The 23,325-nt window shown below is 60.1% G+C and carries 21 protein-coding genes and 1 pseudogene; 16 read left to right on the top strand and 6 right to left on the bottom strand.

The window, feature by feature from the left end; genetic code table 11:
* Positions 1 to 100: 100 nt before the first annotated feature.
* Positions 101 to 712 carry a M15 family metallopeptidase gene (locus DK842_RS12100; protein WP_114061677.1) on the top strand — a complete coding sequence of 204 codons (612 nt, stop codon included), beginning with the start codon at positions 101 to 103 and terminating at the stop codon, positions 710 to 712.
* Positions 713 to 1,088: 376 nt separating this feature from the next.
* Here DK842_RS12100 and DK842_RS12105 read toward each other — a convergent pair whose 3' ends face one another.
* Positions 1,089 to 1,346, bottom strand: a complete 258-nt coding sequence (locus DK842_RS12105) for a hypothetical protein (protein ID WP_114061678.1) — start codon at positions 1,344 to 1,346, stop codon at positions 1,089 to 1,091.
* A 303-nt stretch (positions 1,347 to 1,649) separates the two neighbouring features.
* On the opposite strand from DK842_RS12105, the gene DK842_RS12110 reads away from it, so the two are divergent.
* The 5 genes from DK842_RS12110 to DK842_RS12130 all read left to right on the top strand — a co-directional run bounded on the left by DK842_RS12110 (position 1,650) and on the right by DK842_RS12130 (position 8,714).
* Complete coding sequence (locus DK842_RS12110) at positions 1,650 to 4,328, top strand: type VI secretion system Vgr family protein (protein ID WP_114061679.1); 2,679 nt, start codon at positions 1,650 to 1,652, stop codon at positions 4,326 to 4,328.
* 3 nt (positions 4,329 to 4,331) lie between these two features.
* Complete coding sequence (locus tag DK842_RS12115) at positions 4,332 to 5,189, top strand: DUF4123 domain-containing protein (RefSeq protein ID WP_114061680.1); 858 nt, start codon at positions 4,332 to 4,334, stop codon at positions 5,187 to 5,189.
* Positions 5,190 to 5,298: 109 nt separating this feature from the next.
* On the top strand, positions 5,299 to 5,829 hold the full coding sequence (locus DK842_RS12120) for a DUF3304 domain-containing protein (protein ID WP_114061681.1): 531 nt from the start codon (positions 5,299 to 5,301) through the stop codon (positions 5,827 to 5,829).
* Between the two features lie 216 nt (positions 5,830 to 6,045).
* Complete coding sequence (locus DK842_RS12125) at positions 6,046 to 6,573, top strand: DUF3304 domain-containing protein (RefSeq protein ID WP_114061682.1); 528 nt, start codon at positions 6,046 to 6,048, stop codon at positions 6,571 to 6,573.
* A 2-nt stretch (positions 6,574 to 6,575) separates the two neighbouring features.
* A complete protein-coding gene (locus DK842_RS12130; protein ID WP_114061683.1) occupies positions 6,576 to 8,714 on the top strand; it encodes a phospholipase effector Tle1 domain-containing protein in 2,139 nt (712 codons plus the stop codon).
* 183 nt (positions 8,715 to 8,897) lie between these two features.
* Here the strand turns inward: DK842_RS12130 and DK842_RS12135 are convergent.
* Positions 8,898 to 9,167, bottom strand: a pseudogene (locus DK842_RS12135) (transposase); the annotation flags it as partial.
* A gap of 550 nt (positions 9,168 to 9,717) precedes the next feature.
* Between DK842_RS12135 and dusA the strand changes: the two are divergent.
* From dusA to DK842_RS12160, 5 genes are all read left to right on the top strand, one after another.
* Entirely contained in the window at positions 9,718 to 10,680 is a 963-nt protein-coding gene (gene dusA / locus DK842_RS12140) for a tRNA dihydrouridine(20/20a) synthase DusA (protein ID WP_408608672.1), read from the top strand.
* A gap of 103 nt (positions 10,681 to 10,783) precedes the next feature.
* Entirely contained in the window at positions 10,784 to 11,857 is a 1,074-nt protein-coding gene (locus DK842_RS12145) for an ABC transporter substrate-binding protein (protein WP_114061685.1), read from the top strand.
* A 67-nt stretch (positions 11,858 to 11,924) separates the two neighbouring features.
* Positions 11,925 to 12,518, top strand: a complete 594-nt coding sequence (rdgB, locus tag DK842_RS12150) for an RdgB/HAM1 family non-canonical purine NTP pyrophosphatase (RefSeq protein ID WP_114061686.1) — start codon at positions 11,925 to 11,927, stop codon at positions 12,516 to 12,518.
* Positions 12,515 to 13,705, top strand: coding sequence for a radical SAM family heme chaperone HemW (hemW, locus tag DK842_RS12155; RefSeq protein ID WP_114061687.1), 1,191 nt, complete (start codon positions 12,515 to 12,517; stop codon positions 13,703 to 13,705). Before rdgB ends, hemW begins: the two co-directional genes overlap by 4 nt.
* Positions 13,705 to 14,085, top strand: coding sequence for a RidA family protein (locus DK842_RS12160; RefSeq protein WP_046155452.1), 381 nt, complete (start codon positions 13,705 to 13,707; stop codon positions 14,083 to 14,085). The genes hemW and DK842_RS12160 overlap by 1 nt, the downstream gene beginning before the upstream one ends.
* A gap of 63 nt (positions 14,086 to 14,148) precedes the next feature.
* Here DK842_RS12160 and DK842_RS12165 read toward each other — a convergent pair whose 3' ends face one another.
* Positions 14,149 to 15,906 (bottom strand): carboxypeptidase-like regulatory domain-containing protein, encoded by a 1,758-nt coding sequence (locus tag DK842_RS12165; protein ID WP_114061688.1) that lies wholly within the window; start codon positions 15,904 to 15,906, stop codon positions 14,149 to 14,151.
* Between the two features lie 166 nt (positions 15,907 to 16,072).
* Here DK842_RS12165 and DK842_RS12170 point away from each other — a divergent pair, with 166 nt between their 5' ends.
* The 5 genes from DK842_RS12170 to recG all read left to right on the top strand — a co-directional run bounded on the left by DK842_RS12170 (position 16,073) and on the right by recG (position 19,754).
* Entirely contained in the window at positions 16,073 to 16,537 is a 465-nt protein-coding gene (locus tag DK842_RS12170; protein WP_114061689.1) for a DUF4124 domain-containing protein, read from the top strand.
* Complete coding sequence (locus DK842_RS12175; RefSeq protein WP_114061690.1) at positions 16,537 to 16,749, top strand: PhzF family phenazine biosynthesis protein; 213 nt, start codon at positions 16,537 to 16,539, stop codon at positions 16,747 to 16,749. The genes DK842_RS12170 and DK842_RS12175 overlap by 1 nt, the downstream gene beginning before the upstream one ends.
* 44 nt (positions 16,750 to 16,793) lie before the next feature.
* Positions 16,794 to 16,946 (top strand): hypothetical protein, encoded by a 153-nt coding sequence (locus DK842_RS23445; RefSeq protein ID WP_168194879.1) that lies wholly within the window; start codon positions 16,794 to 16,796, stop codon positions 16,944 to 16,946.
* Positions 16,947 to 17,190: 244 nt separating this feature from the next.
* Positions 17,191 to 17,622, top strand: a complete 432-nt coding sequence (locus DK842_RS12180; RefSeq protein WP_114061691.1) for a DUF2147 domain-containing protein — start codon at positions 17,191 to 17,193, stop codon at positions 17,620 to 17,622.
* An 83-nt stretch (positions 17,623 to 17,705) separates the two neighbouring features.
* Positions 17,706 to 19,754, top strand: a complete 2,049-nt coding sequence (recG, locus tag DK842_RS12185) for an ATP-dependent DNA helicase RecG (protein WP_114061692.1) — start codon at positions 17,706 to 17,708, stop codon at positions 19,752 to 19,754.
* 198 nt (positions 19,755 to 19,952) lie between these two features.
* Here the strand turns inward: recG and DK842_RS12190 are convergent, their stop codons facing one another.
* From DK842_RS12190 to pstA, 3 genes are all read right to left on the bottom strand, one after another.
* Entirely contained in the window at positions 19,953 to 21,407 is a 1,455-nt protein-coding gene (locus DK842_RS12190) for an inorganic phosphate transporter (protein WP_114061693.1), read from the bottom strand.
* Positions 21,408 to 21,652: 245 nt separating this feature from the next.
* On the bottom strand, positions 21,653 to 22,417 hold the full coding sequence (pstB, locus tag DK842_RS12195; protein ID WP_114061694.1) for a phosphate ABC transporter ATP-binding protein PstB: 765 nt from the start codon (positions 22,415 to 22,417) through the stop codon (positions 21,653 to 21,655).
* A gap of 12 nt (positions 22,418 to 22,429) precedes the next feature.
* The gene (pstA, locus tag DK842_RS12200; protein WP_198414714.1) at positions 22,430 to 23,320 is read right to left on the bottom strand and encodes a phosphate ABC transporter permease PstA; all 891 of its coding nucleotides are present in this window, start codon (positions 23,318 to 23,320) and stop codon (positions 22,430 to 22,432) included.
* Positions 23,321 to 23,325: the final 5 nt, after the last annotated feature.

The following is a 23,325-nucleotide window of genomic DNA, read 5'->3' on the forward strand; positions in this document are numbered from 1 at the left end:
CGCGCGATGTCGAAATATGCGGACAGAGTATCGCACACTCGGCGCTTGCGCCGCCGCGGCGGGCGAGGCAGGCTTGTTCCAGATCAGCGGGAGACGGACGATGAGAGCGACAATACAGCTGGAAGAACTGTCGGACCATCCGGAATATCTATCTATCGCGGGCATCGGCGGCGTGGCGCTGGACCTGCGCTACGCCGGCGCCGACAATTTCGTCGGCCGCAACCTGTACGGCGAGCAGGCGCCGGCGCTGCTGCACCGCAAAGCCGCCGAGCGGCTGGCCGCCGCCGCGCGCGAGCTGGCAAACCGGCGGCCCTGCCATCGTCTGCGGGTATTCGACGCCTTGCGCCCAGGCCGGGTGCAGAGGGTGCTGTGGGACATCGTCAAGGATACGCCGCAGCGAATTTACGTGGCCGACCCCGCGCGCGGCTCCATCCACAGCTTCGGCATGGCGGTGGACATCACGGTGGAGGATGGCGCAGGCCGGCAACTGGACATGGGCACCGGCTTCGACGATTTCACCGAGCTGGCCCAGCCGCAGCGGGAGGCGGACATGCTGGCGCAAGGGCGGCTGAGCGACGCGCAATTGGCCAATCGCCTGCTGTTGCGAGGCTGCATGGAGGCGGCCGGCTTTCGCGGCATACTCACCGAATGGTGGCATTTCGAGGCGGCCGATCGTGATTGGGTGCGCGCCCATATGCGGCTGGTCGAATAAGCGCGGCGCATTGAACCTTGGCCCTGCGGGGCAGGGGATGGGATATTTTCAAGCTTGATCAAATGCTTACCTATCGATCTGGCGGATTTCGCGTCCGCTTCGCGCCATGGGTTTACCGGTTTACCGCATGAATCTTTCCTCCGCCTTGCCGCCTATCCATCGCGCCGATTCTGAATGGGCGCTACTGATCGTAAATTCCAATGGTTTTCAATTGCTTGGCGTTGTTTTTTTGCGCTGTGGCACTATCGAATGCACCCAATGAAAAAGCCGCTTGGGATGCCAAGGCGGCTTTGTCATTCCGGATTATCATGCTTGTTGCGCAATGAAACGCGTTATCGCCCAGTGCAGTCGTTTGCCATCGGGTACCGATGCTGCGTTAGTGCAATGATGATCCCGGTTTGGGGCCTATCATCGATTCGATCCCTTCCTCTTCCACTTCTTTCAGGAAAAGATCGAATGCTTCTTGGTCGGACTCAAACTCGCCGTCGAAGATTGTGGAGTTGTTGTACTCATCCACAATTTCGAGCGTCCATCCCGTGTCAGGCAGGCGGTAGATACACACTTCTACGGTCTTGCCCTCGGAGGTGTATTTCTGTTGCAACGGGGATTCGATCAAGTCATTTTCGTCGTACATAGTCGGATCTGCTCATGGGTTAGGCATGGCTTGGATGGTAGCACTGGCATGCTTCAACGGGGGGCCTGCTTCTGGGCCGCTTGGGCGCGTGGCTTAAAGACTATCCTGGCAGCTTGTCTGGTGCGGCGTGTTATCGCTTCAAGGAAGCGGCATGAAATGAATTTTCACCTGTACTTTAGTGTAGGTTTGTCCGATTTGTGGCAGGCCCAGCTTGTTGACGCTTGCAGGGCAGCATAAAATTCTTATCCTCTTTCAGTTCAATGACATACCCTCGCCATGAGGGTATTTTTATTTGGGAATCGGATGGATTTAAACGCACTGCTGGCCAGTTTCGCCTCCGCTTTTGGCCAAGATCGACGGGTATTGACTTTGCGGCTGGGGACCGGGCAGATCGCCGCCGAGCAGTTGCTGCCGCTGAGCCTGCAGGCCGAAGAAGGTCTGTCCCAACCTTACCGTTACACCCTGACCTGTTTGTCGCCGGACACCCATATCGAACTGAAGTCGCTGCTGGGCCAGCCGGCGCGCATCGGCATCGAGGATGCGGCGGGCGGCGAGTCCATCCGTTGTGGTGTGGTGAGCCAGGCCCGGCTGGCCGGCGCCGATGGCGGCTTCGCCAAGTACGAACTGACGATCGAGCCGCCGTTCGCGCTGCTGCGCCACCGCCGCACTTCTCGCGTGTTCCAGGACCTGACAGTGCCGGACATCATCCAGCAGATCCTCTCCGAACATCAGCAAGCCAACCCTGCCTTCGCCCGCGTGCAGACGCTGGCCATCCAGGTGCAGCCGGCCCCGCCGCGCAGCTACACCTTGCAATACCGCGAGAGCGATTACGAGTTCATCGTCCGGCTGTTGCATGAGGAAGGCTACGCCTGGCGATTCGTGCATCTGGATGACGTGACCGAGCGTGGTAGCGAAGCGTCGCGAGGGAATAGTCCGCAGGTGCAATTGACGGTGTTTGACGACCCGCATAGTCTGCCGGCCGCTCCGTTGAGCCGCGTGCGCTTTCACCGCGCCGACGCCACCGAAGACGAAGACGGCCTGACCGAATGGCAGGCCACGCGCCAGATCGTGCCCAGCAGCGTGGCGCTGGCCAGTTACGACTACAAACCCGTCTCCACCCAGCACAGCGAAGACGGCAGCCGCATCGAACAAGGCCAGGCCGGCCAATCGTTGCAGAGCAGCCTGACCCACTACGACGCGCCTGGCCTCTACTACGCCGGCGACGAAGAACAGCTGGGCCGCTACGCCCAGTTGCGCCAGCAGGCGCACGACCTGCAAGCCAAATCCTTCACCGCCAGCGGCGCCGTGCGCGGCCTGCAGCCGGGCGAATGGTTCCGCCTGGACGACCATCCGGCGCATGAAAGCGACAGCCCGCAACACCGCGAATTCGTTGTCACCGGCCAACGCTTCCAGGCGCGCAACAACCTGCCCCAGGATCTGGCCCAGCACCTCGGCGCTCCCAGCGACGCCGCGCCGTTCACCACGTCCATCCAGACCCAGCGCCGCGGCATTCCGTTGACGCCGGCCTATGCCGACACGCCACTGGCCAAGCCCCAATCGCGCGGCGTGCAAACCGCCACCGTGGTCGGCCCGGCCGAGCCGACAGACCAAGTCGCCGACGAGATCTACACCGACGCCCAAGGCCGCATCAAGGTGCAGTTCCACTGGCAACGGCCAGAGGAACATAAAACCTTCGGCGCCAACCTCGACGACAAATCCAGCTGCTGGCTGCGCGTGGCCATGCCCAGCGCCGGGGCCGGTTTCGGCCATCAGTTCATCCCGCGCATCGGCCAGGAAGTGCTGGTCGACTTCATCGAAGGCGACATCGACCGGCCGGTGATCACCGGTGTGCTGTACAACGGCAGCCACCCCACGCCCGACTTCAGCGGCGCCGGCGCGCTGCCCGCCAACAAGACCCTGTCCGGCATCAAGAGCAAAGAACACCAGGGCGGCGGCTATAACGAGCTGCTGTTCGACGACACCCCCGGCGAAGTGCGCGCCAAACTGTCCAGCGAATCCGGCAAGACCCAGCTGAACCAGGGCTTCCTCACCCACCCGCGCAGCAACGGCAAAGCCCAGCCGCGCGGCGAGGGTTTCGAGCTGCGCACCGACCAGCACGGCGCCATCCGCGCCGCGCATGGCCTTTTGCTGTCCACTGAAGCGCAGAACGGCGCCGGCGGCAAGCAGCTGGCGCGCGAGCATGCGCAAAGCCAGCTGCAATCCGCTGTCGCGCTCAGCCAAGCCCTCGCGGAAACTGCTACAGGCCAGCTCGCTGACACCATGGAAACCGGGCCGGATGAGATTGGCGACGACAACGCCAAGGACGGCAAGAAGGACAAAGGGCACATGCAGCACCAGCTGGATGCCCTGGCAGCCTGGGAGGCTGGCAGCAATACCGATAAAGATGGCAAGACCGCCAAGGAGCAGGAGGGTCAACAGCCGCTGCTTATCCTGTCTGGTCCGGCCGGCATCGCCAGCGTCACTGAGCAAAGCCAAACCCTCAGCGCCGAGCAGAACCTCAACCTAGTCGCCCAGCGCGATGCCAACCACACCACCGGCCGCCGCTGGCTTCACAACGTAGGCAAGAGCATCAGTCTGTTCGTAGCCGGCGTACAAGACCAAGTGGCCATGAAACTGATTGCAGCCAAAGGCAAGGTACAAGTTCAGGCGCAAAGCGATGCAATGGAGATCACGGCAGACAAGGATGTGACCATCACATCCTGCAAGGAGAGGATCGTCGTCAATGCCAAAAAGGAAATTCTGGTAACGGCTGGCGGGGCTTACTTTCGCATTGCGGACGGCAATATCGAAGTGCATGCGCCCGGCACTGTCAGCGTTAAAGGCGCCAGCCATGATCTCAGTGGCCCAGATAGTCTGAAACCGCCGCTGCCGCAATTCCCCAAAGGCATTTGCATCGAATGCATGATCAACGCCTTGAAAGCGCGCAGTCCTGTTGCCACCACGACGCCAGGGAGCGCTTGATCCATGTATCTGCAGAACCCACATGCCACAGACCTGTCCGCACAGATAGAGGCCTGGATGGCCAAGCAGCCGGAAGCGGAATACTGCTGGCTGCTGGATGGCAGCCAGTTGGAAGCACCAGATAGACGCTGGCTGCAACGCCATGCAACGCCATGGCAATCTGCATTTGAAGGCGGCCCCATGGCAGAACTGGCTGACCAGGGCATCCTGCTATGGTCCGGCAATCTCCCGTCTCAATCCTGGTGGCCGGAATGGTTGGCGCTGACCTCCGGCCGGCCTCAGCTAAGCGTGATTGAGTGCCGGGATGGGCTGCCCAGCAGCGATTTCTGGCATTGGCTCAGCCAGCTGGGCACTGAAGACGGCACCAGTCTTGTGCTGCGCTTTGCCGATACCCATACCCTGGCCAATGCTCTTCCCTTGCTCAACGAAGAACAACAAGCCCTTGTATCGAGCCACATTGCGCGCTGGGGCTGGGTAGGCCGCGACGGAAATTGGGAAGCGTATGCATTTCAACCGGCTCAGCCAACCGCTACCCCATGGCCTCCACTGCTATTCAATGATGAGCAGTATGAACAACTGATGCAGCGAGCCCACCCAGACATGCTGGTCCCGGTACTGCAGCATTTCGAAGTGGAGCTGCCTGAACTGTCTCCAGCTGCGCTGCATCAACGCCTGGACGGCTTGTCCGCCGCGCTGCGTGAATACGGCATCGAGGACACACCTAGCCAAGCGCTGTTTACTTCCATTGCCTTCGAGCAAGGCGATGACTTCCATGAACATCCCGAATGGCAAACACACTGGCAGCAAACACGGGCTGGTAAACCTTTAACGCGGATTCTAATTGATATTAATGAAAATTAAAATTCACCAGTCATGCTTAACGTTGCAAAATTAACTAGACCGCCAGAATTTAAATTTAATTGCTTTGGATATTAAAATCCAATCTAACAAATGACCAAAGAGCCATAAAATGATTAGATCAATCATCTTGATGATATTGGTCACTTTACTAACAGGCTGCCTTGAAAAAGCACCAGTGAATATACCTGTTGCCGGATACAACTTCACTGACCATTCTGTAATATCTATCTGGATAGACAAGAAATGGGTAGGGAGTGTTTCACATGCTCAAGGTGGCGCCAGCACATGTTGCGTATCTCTCCCTTACAATTACAAGCCAGGAACCAAATTAACCCTTGATTGGGATAGATATGATTGTTCAGTCAGCAATAATGAGTGCATTGAAAAATACAAAGGGAAAGATTGGCCAATTAAAAGGATTCACCGAGAAGTTGAAATACCTCCTTACAACATGAACAGTGTTGCTGAACTACAACTAGCATTTTTACCCGGAGATGAAGTTCGAGCATATGCAGACAATCGCTCATTTAGTCATTCAGAGCACCCATCTCATAAAGAGTTTGGAAATCTACTAGAAGACACTGTCCCACTTGAAGGAAAATGGCCAAAAGCAAGAAACAAAACAGGAGTTGAAAAATGACAGCTCAAAACTCATCAGGAATGGCAAACGCACTGGCAGCAAACACGGGGCGGTAAACCTTTAATGCAGATTCTAATTGATATTAATGAAAATTAAAGCATTGCAATATTCACATATCATATTTAACGTTGCAAAATTAATTAGTCTGTCAGAATTTAAATTTAATTACTTCAGATATTCAAATCCAACCCAACAAACAAATTTAAAGATATAAAAATGATTAGATTAATTGCCTTAGCTATATTTGGCATTCTACTTACAGGGTGCTTTGAAAGATCTCCTCTGAATATACCCATAGCAGGGTATAACTTCACAGACCACACCATTAAAAATATTTGGGTAAATAAATCTTGGAGTGGAAGTGTTATTCAGGGTGGCGGAGGAGGGGCTGTTTGCTGCGTATCAATTCCATTTAATTACAAACCAGGCGAAAAAATAACAATTGACTGGGAAATATATGACTGCACGATCAGTAATAACGAATGCGCAGAAAAATACAAAGGAAAAGAATGGCCCACTAAAATGCTGCATAAAGTCATAGAAATCTCCCCCTACAATTCAAAAGACGTAGCTGAGCTACAGTTAGCATTTCTGCCCAATGATGAAATTCGAGCATATGCAAATGGAGCACTATTCTCATATGAAAAGCATCCTTCCCGAAAAGAGTTTGGCGAACTTTTAGCGCATGGAATGAGACCTCTGGAAAAAATTTGGCCTAGACAAAGTAAAAAAATGGAGCCATAAAAATGAGCAGTCAAAATGCAAGCACTCCTCAAGAATCACACTCCATCTCACAAAAGGCTGCTCAATTTCAAACTAAAGGACAGCTAACCGGCGATACCGGAAAAATTCAACCAAGCTGCAAGCGCGACGTTTGGGCTGCATTTTTCTTTGATGGAACAAATAATAATCGTGATCGTGACTTGGTGGAATCCGTAAAGAAAGGCAAGCCTAGGTACTTATGCGAGCACTCCAATATTGTAACTCTTTATGAAAGCACTAGAGCAGACAATGAAAACTACCACTTTACATATTACATGCAAGGTGTTGGCACGGTTTTCAAAGAAATTGGCGAAGATGAACCTAATGATAAAGGACTTTCATTAGCCCAGGGAGGACAATCTAGACTAAGCTATGCATATTATCAATTATGCAACGCGATTCATGTTTCACTGCAAAAAACTCCACTATTCAAAGGTGGTGATTTTAAAAAAGAACTTTCTGTATCCAGTAACAACAACCCAAATAGTCCTGACTTCAACTGCCTCCAGGCAGTTCAACAAAAGCTAGCAGCTGCAATTGGACTTAATAAGAATACCCCAAAAATTCAAATAATAAACGTCGCGGTATTTGGCTTTTCACGCGGAGCTGCAGAAGCTAGAGTTTTTTGCCGTTGGCTGGAAAAGTCTTGCAAACAAGATGGCGACACTTGGCTGTTTGCTGGTTGCGTACCGATCAGACTGCAATTTCTAGGCATTTTCGATACAGTGGCTTCGGTTGGTCTAGCACATTCGACCCCAACGGCGGGTCGCGAACCTGGCAGGTCGGCTAGCGGAGTGATAGATGGCCAAATGGGTTGGGCCACCCCGGACATGCTGAAAGTAACTAGCTTTACCAAAAATTGTCGACATTATGTGGCTGCACATGAGGTGCGCTACAGTTTTCCCCTTACTAGCATTCGACATGAAGACGGCGGAATGCCATCAGGAGCAATTGAAGTTGTCTATCCTGGTTCACACTCAGATGTTGGCGGCGGATATGGTCCTGGAGACCAAGGAAAAGCCGCCGGCCATCGCAGAAAATTATTAAGCCAAATTCCATTATTAAATATGTATAGAGATGCTAAAAATTTAGGCGTTCCTCTTTATGATCTTAAAACTTTGGAAATTAAATTTCCAGACGTTTTCAAAGATTACTCGTGCGATCCAATTTTGATTAAGCGTTTCAGTTCATATATGAAATGGGCTGGTAGTGGCGGAAGCTTGGTGGAGGAAAAACTTTATCACCATCTGAAAAAATACTGGTACTGGCGAGTGGCGACCAGCCCGCAATTCATGCAACAGGACTGCATGCAGCAGCTCAGCAAGGGGACGACGCAACGTAGCCCTCGCGCCGACAAGCAAGATCTGGAAGACATGCGGGCAAGCGAACAAGATTGGCTCGGAGACCTGAATGGCTCGCAAGATGGTGAGACCGGCGAAGCCGCTGACCTGCTCAAGTTGCGGCTTCAAGCCGGCAAGCTATCGGTCCCCAAGGACGTTCATGACTTTCTGGATCAGCATGTCCACGATTCGCATGCGTCGTTCTACATGATCGGCCCCACCACCGCATGGCAGCGTCAGCAACGAGTGGCAAACATTCGTAGCAAGCTCAAACGGCCGACCATCAGCGCCAGCGGTTTGAACAATCAAGGACTGAGTCCATTCGAGCAAAAGGCGATGAGCAGCGCGCCTGGCGATGCTACCGATCCGGCAAAGATCGACGCATCCAACTTCCCCGTGGTGAGCGACAAAGATTACGCCGACTTGGTGAAGTCGGATGGCTTTGCCGGTACCGTTGCGGGCGCAATGACCAATACTCGGCGCGAAGTAGGCGGGCATGGCCATCAGCGTGCTACTTTCGTTGGCAGCCAGGCCCGCTATGCCAAGACTAAAGAACGAGCTGTTGATGTACTGGCGAAAGATACGCTTCGCAGGCGCCAAGACCAATTGGCAGAGGACTACTCTCAGCAAGTTAAAAAAAGTAATATTGCCTATGAAAATCAGAAAGCATTTTTAAAAAACCAAGGATTGCCGAGCAATCAGCTGGATAGACTGCATCAGCAAGATCTAAAAGCGATAGGCATAAAATTTAAAGAACAAATGTCAAGGCTTAACACCCCATGACTGGACTTGGAAGCGTATAGAACCAGTTTTCTATCAACTTTGTTGCCTAGTGGCGCTGTTGCATAAACTGTGGATAGGCAAAGTTTTCCCTTTGATTTCAATGGCGCGGATTTGCAGGGTTTCCGCACCCATGCCCAGATGCACTCTGCGCCATTGCCGGCGATACACCGCGGCCAAGCTTTTCTGGTAGGGAATCCTGACTTGAAGCGTCTGCTGCCGACTGGATAGCATGCTGTAATCTGGAACACTCCAGTCCAGACCCACCGGCTTGAGCAGGCTTTGGATGACGCCGACGGTCTGCCGCAACGTCAGTCCAAACAAGTTTTTGATGGCCAGACAGAATGGAATCGCGGCATCGCTATAGGTTTGCGTCCGTCCGCGTTTGCCCCGAGGAGCCGCCTGCCACGACATGCTCGTGTCCAGCCAGACGGACAGAGAGCCACGTGGGATCAGGGCTCAGTTGTAGGCGTTCCAGTTGGTCGTTCGGTAACGTTTCGGAGCGGGCTTGGTCATGCCACTATCTTACCAAGCGGCAGAGAGAGGACTTGTGCAACAGCGCCCCGTCAAGACCGAAGATTAATGGGCTGGACTCTGTAGGCTGATATCTTCGCTGCGTCGACATCGCCAAGGTACTCTCGGCTTTCCCTGTATATTTCGCCCTACCGCGGATGATCTCGGGTAGGGCGGATGCCCCGCAAGCGGTGCGATCCGTCGCTGAGTGATTGGCATGTGTCTGTCTGCCAAACTTGACCCTGTCGCGGTGTAAGGGGGATAATTCTTCGTTTATTCAAATGCTTAGTCAGCGCCGCCGTGTGAGCTAGAAGGCGGGCGCTACGCAAGGCGTGCGAGTGGTGCTATAGCCCCCGGAAAGTCGCGCTTTGTGTAGCTCCGGCGGGACGGAAATAGGCGGAAATCAGCCGGAATGAACGTAAACAAGACTGCCCCCCAAGGCGTTGAAACCCTCGCCAACCAAGGATTTCAAGCAAATAAGCCGTCTCGCCGCATGAGCGTGGCGCCCATGCTGGATTGGACGGATCGCCACTACCGTTATTTCGCCCGCCAGATCACGCGCCATACCTGGCTGTACACCGAGATGGTGACCACCGGCGCGCTGTTGAACGGCGATGTCGCCCGCCATCTGCGCTTCGACGAGGCCGAACATCCGGTCGCGCTGCAACTGGGCGGCAGCGAGCCGTCTGAGTTGGCCGCTTGCGCCAAGCTGGCGCAAGAGTGGGGCTATGACGAAGTGAACCTTAACGTTGGCTGCCCATCGGAAAGAGTGCAGAAGGGCGCTTTCGGCGCCTGCCTGATGGCAGAGCCGCAATTGGTGTCGGACTGCGTCAAGGCGATGCGCGACGCGGTGGAGATCGATGTCACCGTCAAGCACCGCATCGGCATCGACCAGATTGAGCATTACGATTACCTGCGCGAATTCGTGGATACTGTGGCCGAGGCCGGTTGCCATACCTTCATCGTCCATGCCCGCAACGCCATCCTGAAGGGCCTGAGCCCGAAGGAGAACCGCGAGATTCCGCCGCTGAAATACGACTATGTCTATCGTCTGAAGCGGGAGCGGCCGGATTTAGAGATCCTGATCAATGGCGGTGTGAAGACCAACGCCGAAATCGCCGAGCACTTGAAGCATGTGGACGGCGTGATGGTGGGCCGCGAGGCCTATCACAATCCATGGCTGATGGCCGAGTGGGACGCGCTGTTCTACGGCGACGCGGCTGCCGGACCCGAGCGCGAGGCGGTGGTGGACGCGATGATGCCCTACGTGACCGCGCGTCTGGGCGATGGCAGCAATGTCCGCCACATCGCCCGCCACATCCTGGGCCTGTTCCAGGGCCTGCCCGGCGCGCGCAACTGGCGGCGCATGCTGTCCGACGCCAAGCTCTTGGACGGCGCCGACGCCGGCCTGCTGCGCCAGGCCTACGAAGCGACGCAGGCGGGCCGCCGCGCCTGATTATCCGATGGCCGCCGACGAGCGGCTGTCTTCGCCAGGCGGCTGCGGCCGCCTTTTGTCATGGTTGTCATGCCCGGCATGACTGTCTGGAGGTGGATCCCAATTGAAAAAGTTGCAAAAGCTGATGCTCGCCCTGTCGCTGTCTTCCGGCCTGGTCTGGGCCGGTCCCAATGACGTGCTGCACATCTACAACTGGAGCGGCTCTTTGTCCGACAACATCGTCAGGCAGTTCGAGAAGCGCTGCGATTGCAAGGTGGTGCAGGACTATTACGGCGACAACGAGGAAATGCTGGCCAAGCTGGCCGCCGGCGCCAAGGGCTACGACATGGTGTTTCCGTCCAGTTTCGTCGTGCAGGCGATGACCAAGCAAAAGCTGTTGCAGCCATTGGACCACCGCCAGATTCCCAATTTGAAGTATGTGGCGCCGGCCTATCTGTCGCAAAGCTACGATCCGGGCAACCGCTACACCATCCCCACCGTGTTGTCGCTGACCTCGGTGGGCTACAACGCGGAGAAACTGCAAAAACTGGGCGTGGACCCTGGCAGCTGGTCGGTGATCTTCGATCCGAATGTGCTGCGGAAGATCAAGGGCAAGGTGACGGTGCTGGACAGCTCGCGCGAGGTATTCGCCGCCGCGCTGTTCTATCTGGGCAAAGACCCGAATAAGGCGACCGACGCCGACATGCGCGCCGCGCGCGACGTGATCAAAAAAGCCAAACCGTACTGGGCGGCCTTCTCCAACGCCAGCTACCTGAAGCAGCTGGCGGTCGGCAATATCTGGGCGGCGCTGGGCTACTCTACCGAATTCTTCCAGGCCAGCGAGGACGCGCGCCTGACCAAGCGGCCATTCCATATCGGCAACGTGCCGCAGCGCGAGGGCAATGAGATCGGCGTCGACACCATGGCGATCACAGCCAGCGCCAAGCGGCCGGACCTGGCGCACCAGTTCATCAATTTCATGCTGGACGGCAAAAACGCCGCCCAACTGACCAACCTCAACGGCGCGACCAACCCGGTATCCACCGCCAGCGCCTATTTCCGCGCCGACTTGAAAGCCAACCCGGTGATCAATCCTACGGCCGAGCAAGCCAAGACATGGACGGTCTTGCGCGAACTGACGCCCGCCGAGCGCCGCGCGCTGGCGCGGATGTGGACGGAAGTGAAGGTCAGCCGCTAAGCTGGCGGCCTGGCCGGACGCCATCGACCCGGTTCGGCCGCACCCACAAGATAGAAAGAGCGAAAAGATGTTCGACCAACTGGTTCTCGCCAGCAACAACGCCGGCAAGCTGAAGGAGTTCGGCGCCCTGTTCGCCGAGCTGGGTGTCACCGTCCGCCCGCAGCGCGATTTCGACGTGCCGGAATGCCCGGAGCCGCACCACACTTTTCTGGAAAACGCGCTGGAGAAGGCGCGCCATGCCAGCCGGCTGACCGGTCTGCCGGCGCTGGCCGACGACTCCGGCATCTGCGTGGAAGCGCTGGGCGGCGCGCCGGGCGTATACTCTGCCCGCTTCGCCGGCGAACCCAAATCCGACGCGCGCAACAACGCGCTGCTGGTGGAAAAGCTGCAGGGCGAGGCCAACCGCCGCGCCTGGTACTACTGCGTGCTGGTGCTGGTGCGCCATGCCGACGACCCGCAACCGCTGGTGGCCGACGGCATCTGGCTGGGCGAAGTGCGCGATGAGGCGGCCGGCGAGGGCGGCTTCGGCTATGACCCGTATTTCCACCTGCCGAGCTACGGCGTATCGGTGGCCGAGCTCGACGCCGGAGAGAAGAACCGCGTCAGCCACCGGGGCCAGGCGCTGGCCGCGCTGATGGCCAAGCTCAAGGCGCTGGCATGAGCGTGGTCGACCTGTCGGCGCTGACGGGCGGCCTGCGCGAGCTGCCGCCCCTGGCGCTGTACGTGCATTTTCCGTGGTGCATCCGCAAGTGCCCGTATTGCGACTTCAACTCGCACGAGCCGAAAAACGGCTTCGACGAGATGGCCTACGTCGACGCGCTGCTGCGGGATCTGGAATACTCGCTGCCCGAGGTATGGGGCCGTCCGCTGACCAGCATCTTCATGGGCGGCGGCACGCCCAGCCTGTTCAGCCCGCAGGCGATGGACGTCTTCCTGGCCGGCGTGCGCGCGCGGATGAAGCTGCATCCGGACGCCGAGATCACGATGGAGGCCAATCCCGGCACCTTTGAGATCGAGCGTTTCCGCGGCTACCGCGAGGCCGGCATCAACCGGCTGTCCATCGGCATCCAGAGTTTCGATCCCAAGCACTTGAAGGCGCTGGGCCGCATCCATGACGGCGACGAGGCCAAGCGCGCGGTCGAGATCGCGCTGACCCACTTCGACAACGTCAATCTGGACCTGATGTACGCGCTGCCGGGCCAGACCCTGGGCGAGGCGCTGTCCGACCTGAACACCGCGCTGTCCTACGGCATCACCCATCTGTCGGCCTATCATCTGACGATAGAACCGAATACGATGTTCGCGGCGCAAACGCCGAACAACCTGCCGGACGACGAGGTGTCGGCCGACATGCAGGAAGCGATAGAATCCTGTCTGGCAGCCGCCGGTTTCGATCACTACGAAACCTCGGCCTTCGCCAAGCCCGGCCGCCATAGCCGGCACAATCTCAATTACTGGCAGTTCGGCGACTACGTCGGCATCGGCGCCGGCGCCCACGGCAAGATCAGCAGCCATGCCGGCATCGTGCGCCAGATGCGGCACAAGCAGCCGGCGGCCTATCTGAAGGCGGTGGCGGACGGCAATCCGCTGCAAAGCAGCCAGAAAGTCGCCCGCGCCGACTTGCCGTTCGAATTCATGATGAATTTGCTGCGCCTGACCGGCGGCTTCGAGAGCCGCCTGTTCCAGGAACGCACCGGGCTGCCGCTGGCGCTGATCCGCCGCCAGCTGGACGACGCCCAGGCGCAAGGCCTGCTGGAGGGCGATGGCGCCATGCTGCGCCCGACGCTGAAAGGCCAGCGCTTTCTCAACGATTTGCTCACCCTGTTCCTCAAAGAAGGAGATGAATAATGGCTAAGGAAATTATCCACACCGACAAGGCTCCGGCTGCCATCGGCGCCTACTCGCAAGCCGTCAAGGCAGGCAACACCGTCTATCTGTCCGGCCAGATCCCGCTGGACCCGGCCACCATGGCCGTGGTGGAAGGTGGTTTCGCCGCCGAAACCCACCAGGTGTTCAAGAACATGAAGGCCGTGTGCGAGGCCGCCGGCGGCAGCCTGGACCAGATCGTCAAGCTCAACGCCTACCTGACCGACCTGTCCAACTTCGCCACCTTCAACGAAATCATGGGCCAGTACTTCAGCCAGCCGTTCCCGGCCCGCGCCGCCGTCGGCGTGGCCAGCCTGCCCAAGGGTGTGCTGGTGGAGGCCGAAGCGGTGCTGGTGCTGTAAGCGCGCCGCGTCCGCGATGAAAAAAAGCCCCGGAACACCGGGGCTTTTTGTTGGGCAGGGGATTCAGCGCAGCTGATAGCGGGTGTAGAGGCCCCGGCCTTGTTTATCCTGGCTCCAGATCGTTACGCGCAGGAAGTCGGGCGAGGTCAGCGTGGGACTCTTGCGGGCGTTAAGCGTCAGCGGGTTGGCCAGTGCGCCCGCGTTGTCTTCGATGCGTTGCGGCTGGCCTTTTTGACGCATGTCCAGCAACAGGCTGTTGAACCAGAGCCGCGGCGGCATTTGCCAGGCGAGTTTCAGATCGCTGGCGCCGTTGGCCTTGGCGAGCGCCTGCAGCGTGTCGCTTGTCAGAGCGGGAAAGGCCTGCTGAGCGATTTCGGCGGCGGTGAACAGCGGCGCGCGTGGGCTGAAGTCCTTGCCGACCGGCTGGGCGAAGCGGTCATCGGCGTAAAAGCGCAATTTCAGAGCGTTCCGGCTCAAGGCGTCGTTGTAGACGGCGGCGAAGCTATCGGGCGTCAGGTAGTTCACCGGGCAATGATAGTCAGGATTCGCCGATGCCAGCTCCTGTGGCTCCAGTTGCGCGCACTTGGCATTTTCCTTCAGGGTCAGGATGGCTTTGCCGTCCGCCAGCAGCAGGGCGCTGCGGGCGACAATGTGCGCGGCGGGACGGTCTGGCTGGCTGTAGATCGGGTTGTCGTGCCGGGCATATTGGCTGAGCATCAGGTTCAGCAGGCTGACCTTGACGTTGCTCTTGTCGGCGGCGCTGATGATCTGGCGGGCCCCAGATCCCATCTCCAAGGAGACCGGGCTGTCATTTCCCGCCAGCTTCCAGCCTTCCTTCTGCAAGCGGGCCTTCATGCGGAAATAACTGGGCGCCATGCCCGCCACGCGGACCGTCATTGAAATCTGACAGAGCGCGGCGCTGTAACAGGTTTCCACCTTTGGCGGCGAGAAACGTCCGCCGACATAGGTTTCTCCGTATCCGGCGTCCTCCATTTCCCGCGCCAGATATTGCGCCGCGTTGTCGCCGTCAAACTGGAAATCGTCGCTGAGCAACGCCGCCAGGCGCTTGTCCAGGCCGTCCGCGCTGAGATAGGCGGCGTTCAATTGCGCCGCCAGTTCATCCAGCCGGCTCAGGTCCGGCAGGTCGTCGGCCGGCAAGGGGTTCGGCTTTTGATCCCGGCTCACCATGGTGGCGGCCTGGGCGCGCTTGCTTTGCAGGCGCATGGTTCCCGCCTGGCTGCCGGCGGAAACCTCCACCATTTCCAGCAATTTGTCGTGCCCGGTCTTGTCGGCGGCGAAAGCCGTCCGCAGCAGATCGGCGCGGCTGTCCAGGCCGACGGCCTGCATCAAGGGAGCCAGCGCGGTTTTCAGGCTGGCTTGGCTCTGGTTCAGCTTGGCGCTGTCGAATTTGGCCGCGCAAACCGCGGCGTTGAGGAAGCATTCGTTCGCCTCGGTGTCGCTGCTCATCGACAGAATGGCGTCGGACAGCGGCGTGATGTTGACGGTCCCCGTTTGAGTGGCGACCGAGTGGAGAGACACCGGCACGCCGCCGATCAGTCCGGTAGCTTCCAGCAGCGCCGGCGAGGCGAACTGGCTCAAGTCGGCGCTGTAGCGGCCTTGCGCGTCGGTTTGGACTGTAATCGAGTGGCCTTGGACGTCTTTGATCGTGATTGAGCCATTGTCCAATGGGGAGCCGGAAGCCGCGGTGCCGTTGATCTGGCCGAGCGTCTGAGCATTGCCGCCGGATGTGGAGTGGCTGTCGTCGCCTCCGCAAGCGGCCAGCGCGAACGCGATGGCCAATGCGAGAGCGGATTGCTTCATCACAGTATTCATTATGCGAGTTGTTTTAGTTTGGCGAAGCGTTGAGAAATAGTTAGGATGAAATAGTACATTGACATTTATTTTGTGTCATTTATGTCCAGGCGAGCAGTGGCGGGATGGCGGAGAGTTGGGCATGGTTCCGAGATTGAGACTCTGAGGCCGCGAGATGAAAAATCTTTTCCTGCTGGGCCTGCTGTTAGGTGCGGATCTGTGTTCAGCCGAAGTGTTCAAGTGCAGGAGCGCCGACGGCAGCGTGGTCTATGGCCAGCAGCCGTGTCCGCCGGGGAGCCAGCCGCTGGAGATGTCCAGCCATCCGTTCAGCGTGATCGAGCAGAACGACGGCGGCCAGGCGGCGAAGCGCTACCGCGAGCAATTGCGGCAGTGGTCCGACAAACAAGACAAAAGCCGGCAGGCGGATGCCAAGTTCGAGCGGCGCGAGCGGGCCGCCCAACGCAAGAAGTGGCTGGCCGAGCGCGAGCATTGCCGCCGGCTGGACGCCAAGCGCGCGTCGCTGGACGCCAGCCTGCGCGGCGGGCAGCCGCTGCGGGAGGCGGAGCGCGCGAAGGCGCGCCTTGCCAAGGTGGAGGATCAGATGCTGGATCGGGCATGCCATCTATATAAGGAGGATTGATGGACGCTTACCGATTCCAGATCGTCAGCGTCTTCGCCGAACAACGCTTCGGCGGCAATCCGCTGGCGGCGTTCGCCGATGCCGCCGGCTGGCCGGACGAAGACATGCAACGGATCGCGCGGCAGTTCAACCTGTCCGTAAGCGTATTCCTGTTTCCCGGCAACGCCGGATGCGCCGCCATCCCGCGCTGGGCGGCGCGGCGAGCTGGGTGACGATTTCACGCTGCGCACCCGCTCCGGCTTGATCCCGATCCGCCATGCCGGCGTGGTTCACCCGGCATGCGACGCTGCGGCCTGGACGCAGCATCGCCTATGTCTGGCATCAGGATGGCGGCGTCGCCACCGCGCGGCTGTTTTTCGAGCAGTTGGGCTCGGTGATAGAAGACCCCGGCAGCGCCTGCGCCAACTAGGGCGGCCGGTGCGCGCTGAACGGTCTTGCGCCGCTGTCGCGGCGGGTGGAGCAGGGCGAGGCGATCAGCCGGCCCAGTCGGCTGTATCTGGATGTGGACGCGGATGGCGCACTCAGCTCATGGGAGAGGGTGAATTCCGCGGCGGACTCCGTCACCCGGCTTGACTGGCTTGCCTGCTATTGGCATCCTAGAGCCGCTACTCCAAACTGTTGTTTCATAACAAACGAGACGAGGAAAAAACATCATGATCCGAATCGCCAAAGCCGCCTGCTTCGCGACCGCGCTGGGCCTGCTCAGCCAGCTGGCGCTGGCAGGCAGCGCCGCTGGCCTGTGGAAGACCATAGACGACGAAACCAAGCAGGCCAAGGCCCTGGTGCAGATCAACGAGGGCGCCAACGGCGAGTTGACCGGCAAGGTGATCAAGCTCTACCTGCATCCCGACGCGGTGTGCGACAAGTGCGACGGCGCCAACAAGGGCAAGCCGGTGAACGGCATGCAGATCCTGTGGGGCCTGAAGAAGAACGGAGAGGAATGGTCGGACGGCCAGATCCTGGATCCGAAGTCCGGCAAGATCTACACCTCCGGCGCCAAGCTGATCGAAGACGGCAAGAAGCTGCGCGTGCGCGGCTACATTGGGCCCTTCTTCCGCACCCAGGTGTGGGAGCACCAGCAGTAAGCCGGCGGTTCTGACCGAATGACGAGGCGGAAGCCGGCGCGAGCCGCTTCCGCCTTTCGCATTGTTGGGTACAATCGCTACTCATGAATTCGCCGATCGATCTCGCCAACCAGCCGCCGGCGGCGCCGGCCGCGCTGGTCAAAAAGCTGGAGAAGCTGGGCATACGCCGCCGCTTCGACCTGGTGCTGCACCTGCCGCTGCGCTACGAGGATGAAACCCACATCTATCCGATCGCCGACGCGCCTTACGGCCAGCCGGCGCTGGTGGAGGGCACCGTCACCGCGCACGAGGTCAGCTACAAGCCGCGCAAGCAGCTCAGGGTGCAGATCGAGGACGGCAGCGGCACGCTGATGCTGCGCTTCATCCATTTTTACCCCAGCCAGCTCAAGCAGTTCGCCGAGGGCAGCCGCATCCGCGCGCTGGGCGAAATCCGCCGCGGCTTCGCCGGCGACGAGATGGTCCATCCCAAGACCCGCGAGGTGCGCGAGGGCGCGCCGCTGGCCGACAGCCTGACGCCGGTGTACCCGACGGTCAACGGCCTGACCCAGCCGGTGCTGCGCAAGCTGGTGCATGCCGAGCTGAAATCGCAGCGGCTGGACGAGTTGCTGCCGGCGCCGCTGATGGCGCCGCTGGCGCTGCAGCCGTTCGCCGACGCCATCCGCCTGCTGCACCAGCCGCCGCCGGAATGGTCGGCGCAGCAGCTGGCCGATCCGCGGCTGCCGGCCTGGCAGCGGCTGAAATTCGACGAGCTGCTGGCGCAGCAGCTGTCGATGCGCCTCGCCTACCGCGCGCGCCGGCTGGGCCACGCGCCGCGCATCGCCGGCGACGGCAGCCTGAGCGGAAAACTGCTGGCCAGCCTGCCGTTCCAGCTGACCGGCGCCCAGCGCAGGGTGCTGGACGAAATCCGCGCCGACCTGCGCCAGCCGCATCCGATGCACCGGCTGCTGCAGGGCGATGTCGGCAGCGGCAAGACCATCGTCGCCGCCCTGGCCGCGCTGTCGGCGATCGAGGCCGGCTACCAGGTGGCGCTGATGGCGCCGACCGAAATCCTGGCCGAGCAGCATTACCTGAAGCTGTCCGGGTGGCTGGCGCCGCTGGGCATCGGCGTGTCCTGGCTGTCCGGCAGCCTGCGGAAGAAGGCGAAGCAGCAGGCGCTGGACGAGATCGCCTCCGGCCGGTGCCGGCTGGCGGTGGGCACTCATGCCCTGTTCCAGGACGACGTCGCCTTCCAGAAGCTGGGGTTGGCCATCGTCGACGAGCAGCACCGCTTCGGCGTCGGCCAGCGGCTGGCGCTGCAGGACAAGGGCGAGGAGCCGCACCAACTGATGATGTCGGCCACGCCGATTCCGCGCACGCTGGCGATGAGCTTCTACGCCGATCTCGACGTATCGGCGATAGACGAGCTGCCGCCGGGCCGCACGCCCATCGTCACCAAGCTGATCGGCAGCCCGCGCCGCGCCGAGGTGGTGCAGTTCGTCGAGAAGACCTGCGCCGAGGGCAACCAGGCCTACTGGGTGTGCCCGCTGATCGAGGAGTCCGAGGCCTTGCAGCTGCAGACGGCGGTGGATTGCCACCAGCAGCTGCAGCAGGATCTGCCGCAACGGCGGATCGGCCTGGTGCACGGCCGCATGAAGGCGGCGGAGAAAGCCGAGGTGATGGCGGCATTCGGGGCGGGCCAGTTGGACGTGCTGGTGGCGACGACGGTGATCGAAGTGGGCGTGGACGTGCCCAACGCCAGCCTGATGGTGATCGAGCACGCCGAGCGCATGGGGCTGGCGCAACTGCATCAGCTGCGCGGACGGGTGGGGCGGGGCAGCGCGCGCAGCGTGTGCGTGCTGTTGTTCGAAAACCCCTTATCCGATCTGGCCAAGGCCAGGCTGAAGGTGATCTACGAGAATACCGACGGTTTCGAGATCGCGCGGCAGGACTTGCAGATACGCGGGCCGGGCGAATTCCTCGGCGCGCGGCAGAGCGGCCTGCCGATGCTGCGCTTCGCCGACCTGGAGCAAGACCAGGCGCTGCTGGAGGCGGCGCGGGATCTGGCGCCTGTCCTGCTGGAGCGCTGGCCGCGGGAGGCGGAGGCGCATCTGGAGCGCTGGCTGGCCGGGCGCGAGCAATTTCTCAAAGCGTAAAAAAAAATCCGCCGCGATTGGGGGAAATCGCGGCGGCGAGGGAGGATTGCTGCAAACAAAAGAAACCATTAATGAAGCAGCGCTATATTAGCAAACCATGAATTTTTGGTTCAAGCGCGGACTAACGCGCCGTTGACCTGGATCAAGCAAGAAAAAAGCCGCTCGATGAGCGGCTTTTTCGTTCGGGCGCCGTATGGGTCAGAACCACTGCGCCGCCAGGTAGTACAGGCCGGCGGCCAGCGCCATCGAGGCCGGCAGCGTGAACACCCAGGCCAGCGCGATGGAGCGGATGGTGCTCATCTGCAGGCCCGCCTTGTCGGCGATCATGGTGCCGGCCACGCCGCTGGATAGCACGTGGGTGGTGGACACCGGGAAGCCGAACCAGCTGGCAAGGCCGATGGAGACGGCGGCGGTGGCCTGCGCGGCCACGCCCTGGGCGTAGGTCATGTCCTTCTTGCCGATGCCTTCGCCCACGGTCTTCACCACGCGGCGCCAGCCTATCATGGTGCCGATGCCCAGCGCCAAGGCCACGGCGACGATCACCCAGGTGGGCGCGTATTCGGTGGTGGTGGTCAGATCCTTGCGCAGATTGCTCAGCAGCTGCTTCTCGTCGGAAGACAAGTTGGGCAGGACGGCGGCCTTCTTGGCGGCGTCGTCCAGGCACAGCAGCTGAGTGCGCACGTCCCAGCGCTGAGAGGCGCTCAGGTTGTGGTAGTCGTTGCCGTCGCCCATCAGTTGCAGCAGCTGGTTGGCGGTGGCCACGGTTTGCTGCGGGTGGCACTCATACTGGCTGGTGCTGGTGGACTTGACGATGATCTTGGACAGGTCGGCCTCGTGGCGCTGGTAGAACTGCTGCAGGTGCTGCGCCGCGTCGCGGGTGCGCTCCAGCTGATACGGTGTGCTGTCCAGATTGAGCACGAACTTGGCCGGCACGATGCCGATCAGCACCAGCATCACCAGGCCCACGCCCTTCTGGCCGTCGTTGGAGCCGTGGGCGAAGCTGACGCCCATCGCCGACACGATCAGCATGAAGCGGGTCCAGAACGGGGGATGCTTGCGGCCTTCCACTTGCTGGCGCTGGTACGGCGTCTTGTGGACGTTGCTGCGCGGGCGGTAGCGCCGCAGCAGGATGACGATCAGGCCCGCCATCACCGCGCCGGCGATCGGCGACACCAATAGCGAGGCGCCGACATCGATGGCCTTGCCCCAGTTGATGCCGTGCGACAGCGAGGTGTTGTTGATGAAGCTGTTGGCCACGCCGACGCCCAGAATGGCGCCGATCAGCGTGTGGCTGCTGGATGCCGGCAGGCCCAGGTACCAAGTGCCCAGGTTCCACAGGATGGCGGCGGCCAGCAACGCGAACACCATCGCCATGCCGCGGCTGGTATTCACCGAGATCAAGAGGTCCACCGGCAGCAGGTGGACGATGGCGTAGGCGACCGCCAGGCCGCCGCTCATCACGCCGAGGAAGTTGCAGACGCCGGAGTAGAACACGGCGAGGCGGGGCTTCATCGACTGGGTGTAGATGACGGTGGCGACGGCGTTGGCGGTATCGTGAAAACCGTTGATGAACTCAAAGGCGAGCACGAAGCCCAGGGAAAGCATCAAAGTGATGGCTACATGGGTATCGAGCCCGGAGAACAGGTCCAGCATGGCGAGTCAGTGGATTATCGTAAAGGCGGGATTGTTGTGTTCCGCGCCATGGCCGTCAAGTCTTTATAAAAAAAAAATAAAGCGTGTGGTTTTGCCTGTGAAAAAGGCAAAATCTTCTTGACAGCGCGGGTTTGAAAGACGGCTAAGTCCATGATTTTACAAAATGGCGTCATCATTATTGCTTAGCCGAGCGGCATGAGAAACGGCTGGCGCGGTGCGCGCGCCAGCCGGTGGCGACGGCGAAATCAGCCGAATTTGCCGGTGATATAGTCCTCGGTAGCCTTTTTCTGCGGCGTGGTGAAAATGGTGTCGGTCTTGCCGAACTCCACCAGCTCGCCCAGGTACATGTAGGCGGTGTAGTCGGACACCCGCGCCGCCTGCTGCATATTGTGCGTCACGATGGCGATGGTGTAGTCCTCCTTCAGTTCGTGGATCAGCTCTTCGATGTGGGCGGTGGAGATCGGGTCCAGCGCCGAGGTCGGTTCGTCCAGCAGCAGCACTTCCGGCTTGGACGCCACCGCGCGGGCGATGCACAGGCGTTGCTGCTGGCCGCCGGACAGCGAGTTGCCGGACTGCTTGAGCTTGTCCTTCACCTCGTCCCACAGCGCCGCCTTGCGCAGCGCCCATTCCACGCGGTCTTCCATCTCGCCCTTGGACAGCTTCTCGTACAGCTTCACGCCGAAGGTGATGTTGTCGTAGATGGACATCGGGAACGGCGTCGGCTTCTGGAACACCATGCCCACTTTGGCGCGCAGCAGGTTGACGTCGATGTCGCGCCCCAGGATGTTCTGGCCGTCCAGCATGATTTCGCCCTCGGCGCGCAGGCCGGGGTAGAGCTCGTACATGCGGTTGAAGGTGCGCAGCAGCGTGGATTTGCCGCAGCCGGACGGGCCGATGAAGGCAGTCACCTTGCGGGGAGCGATTTCCAGCTGGATGCCCTTGAGCGCGTGGAAATTGCCGTAGAAGAAGTTCAGGTCGCGGACTTCGAGCTTGGAGGCGTTGCTGGTCATGGTTGTCATGCCTTAATTCGATTGAGACTTGCTGCCGCCCATCCAGCGGGCGACGATGTTCAGGGCGAGAACGCTGAAAGTGATCAGCAGCGAGCCGGCCCAGGCCAGGTGGTGCCAATCCTCGTAGGGGCTCATCGCGAACTGGAAGATCACGATGGGCAGGTTGGCCATCGGCTGGTTCATATTGCTGTTGAAGAACTGGTTGTTCAGCGCAGTGAACAACAGCGGCGCGGTTTCGCCTGAGATGCGCGCCACGGCCAGCAGGATGCCGGTGAGCACGCCGGCCTTGGCCGCGCGCAGCGTCACGGTCAGCGTGACCTTCCACTGCGGCGCGCCCAGCGCGGCGGCGGCTTCGCGCAGGCTGTTCGGCACCAGGCGCAGCATGTTCTCGGTGGTGCGCACCACGACCGGGATCACCAGGATGGCCAGGGCGAAGGAGCCGGCCCAGCCGGAGAAGTGGCCGACCGACACCACGTACACCTCGTACACGAACAGGCCGATCACGATGGAAGGCGCCGACAGCAGGATGTCGTTGATGAAGCGGGTGGCCGGCGCCAGCCAGCCGCGCTGGCCGAATTCGGCCAGGTAAATGCCGGCCAGGATGCCGATCGGCGTGCCGAACAGCGTGCCGAAGGCCGTCATCACCAGGCTGCCGTAGATGGCGTTGGCCAGTCCGCCGGCGGAGCCTGGCGGCGGCGTGCTCTCGGTGAACACTTGCCAGTTGATGCCGGACAGGCCGTGCTGCAGCAGCGTGAACAGAATCCAGAACAGCCAGAACAGGCCGAAGGCCATGGTCAGCATCGACGCGGCCATGGTCAGGCGATTGGTCAGCCGGCGCCGGCGGTAGACGGCGCTATCCTGTTTCAGGCTAAGGGCGGGCGCGGTGCGCAAGGCGTCGTTCATTGTCG

The sequence above is a fragment of the Chromobacterium phragmitis genome (assembly GCF_003325475.1).
GTDB classification, from domain to species: domain Bacteria; phylum Pseudomonadota; class Gammaproteobacteria; order Burkholderiales; family Chromobacteriaceae; genus Chromobacterium; species Chromobacterium phragmitis.

What these genes read in the sequence shown, in the direction of transcription:
- rdgB (WP_114061686.1), top strand. Translation starts at nt 11,925, where the DNA reads ATGTTCGACCAACTGGTTCTCGCCAGCAACAACGCCGGCAAGCTGAAG.
- pstB (WP_114061694.1), bottom strand. Translation starts at nt 22,417, where the DNA reads ATGACCAGCAACGCCTCCAAGCTCGAAGTCCGCGACCTGAACTTCTTC.
- DK842_RS12175 (WP_114061690.1), top strand. Translation starts at nt 16,537, where the DNA reads ATGGACGCTTACCGATTCCAGATCGTCAGCGTCTTCGCCGAACAACGC.
- DK842_RS12120 (WP_114061681.1), top strand. Translation starts at nt 5,299, where the DNA reads ATGATTAGATCAATCATCTTGATGATATTGGTCACTTTACTAACAGGC.
- DK842_RS12110 (WP_114061679.1), top strand. Translation starts at nt 1,650, where the DNA reads ATGGATTTAAACGCACTGCTGGCCAGTTTCGCCTCCGCTTTTGGCCAA.
- DK842_RS12170 (WP_114061689.1), top strand. Translation starts at nt 16,073, where the DNA reads ATGAAAAATCTTTTCCTGCTGGGCCTGCTGTTAGGTGCGGATCTGTGT.
- pstA (WP_198414714.1), bottom strand. Translation starts at nt 23,320, where the DNA reads ATGAACGACGCCTTGCGCACCGCGCCCGCCCTTAGCCTGAAACAGGAT.
- DK842_RS12180 (WP_114061691.1), top strand. Translation starts at nt 17,191, where the DNA reads ATGATCCGAATCGCCAAAGCCGCCTGCTTCGCGACCGCGCTGGGCCTG.
- DK842_RS12105 (WP_114061678.1), bottom strand. Translation starts at nt 1,346, where the DNA reads ATGTACGACGAAAATGACTTGATCGAATCCCCGTTGCAACAGAAATAC.
- DK842_RS23445 (WP_168194879.1), top strand. Translation starts at nt 16,794, where the DNA reads ATGCCGGCGTGGTTCACCCGGCATGCGACGCTGCGGCCTGGACGCAGC.
- DK842_RS12190 (WP_114061693.1), bottom strand. Translation starts at nt 21,407, where the DNA reads ATGCTGGACCTGTTCTCCGGGCTCGATACCCATGTAGCCATCACTTTG.
- DK842_RS12130 (WP_114061683.1), top strand. Translation starts at nt 6,576, where the DNA reads ATGAGCAGTCAAAATGCAAGCACTCCTCAAGAATCACACTCCATCTCA.
- DK842_RS12165 (WP_114061688.1), bottom strand. Translation starts at nt 15,906, where the DNA reads ATGAAGCAATCCGCTCTCGCATTGGCCATCGCGTTCGCGCTGGCCGCT.
- DK842_RS12125 (WP_114061682.1), top strand. Translation starts at nt 6,046, where the DNA reads ATGATTAGATTAATTGCCTTAGCTATATTTGGCATTCTACTTACAGGG.
- recG (WP_114061692.1), top strand. Translation starts at nt 17,706, where the DNA reads ATGAATTCGCCGATCGATCTCGCCAACCAGCCGCCGGCGGCGCCGGCC.
- hemW (WP_114061687.1), top strand. Translation starts at nt 12,515, where the DNA reads ATGAGCGTGGTCGACCTGTCGGCGCTGACGGGCGGCCTGCGCGAGCTG.
- DK842_RS12160 (WP_046155452.1), top strand. Translation starts at nt 13,705, where the DNA reads ATGGCTAAGGAAATTATCCACACCGACAAGGCTCCGGCTGCCATCGGC.
- DK842_RS12115 (WP_114061680.1), top strand. Translation starts at nt 4,332, where the DNA reads ATGTATCTGCAGAACCCACATGCCACAGACCTGTCCGCACAGATAGAG.
- DK842_RS12100 (WP_114061677.1), top strand. Translation starts at nt 101, where the DNA reads ATGAGAGCGACAATACAGCTGGAAGAACTGTCGGACCATCCGGAATAT.
- dusA (WP_408608672.1), top strand. Translation starts at nt 9,718, where the DNA reads ATGAGCGTGGCGCCCATGCTGGATTGGACGGATCGCCACTACCGTTAT.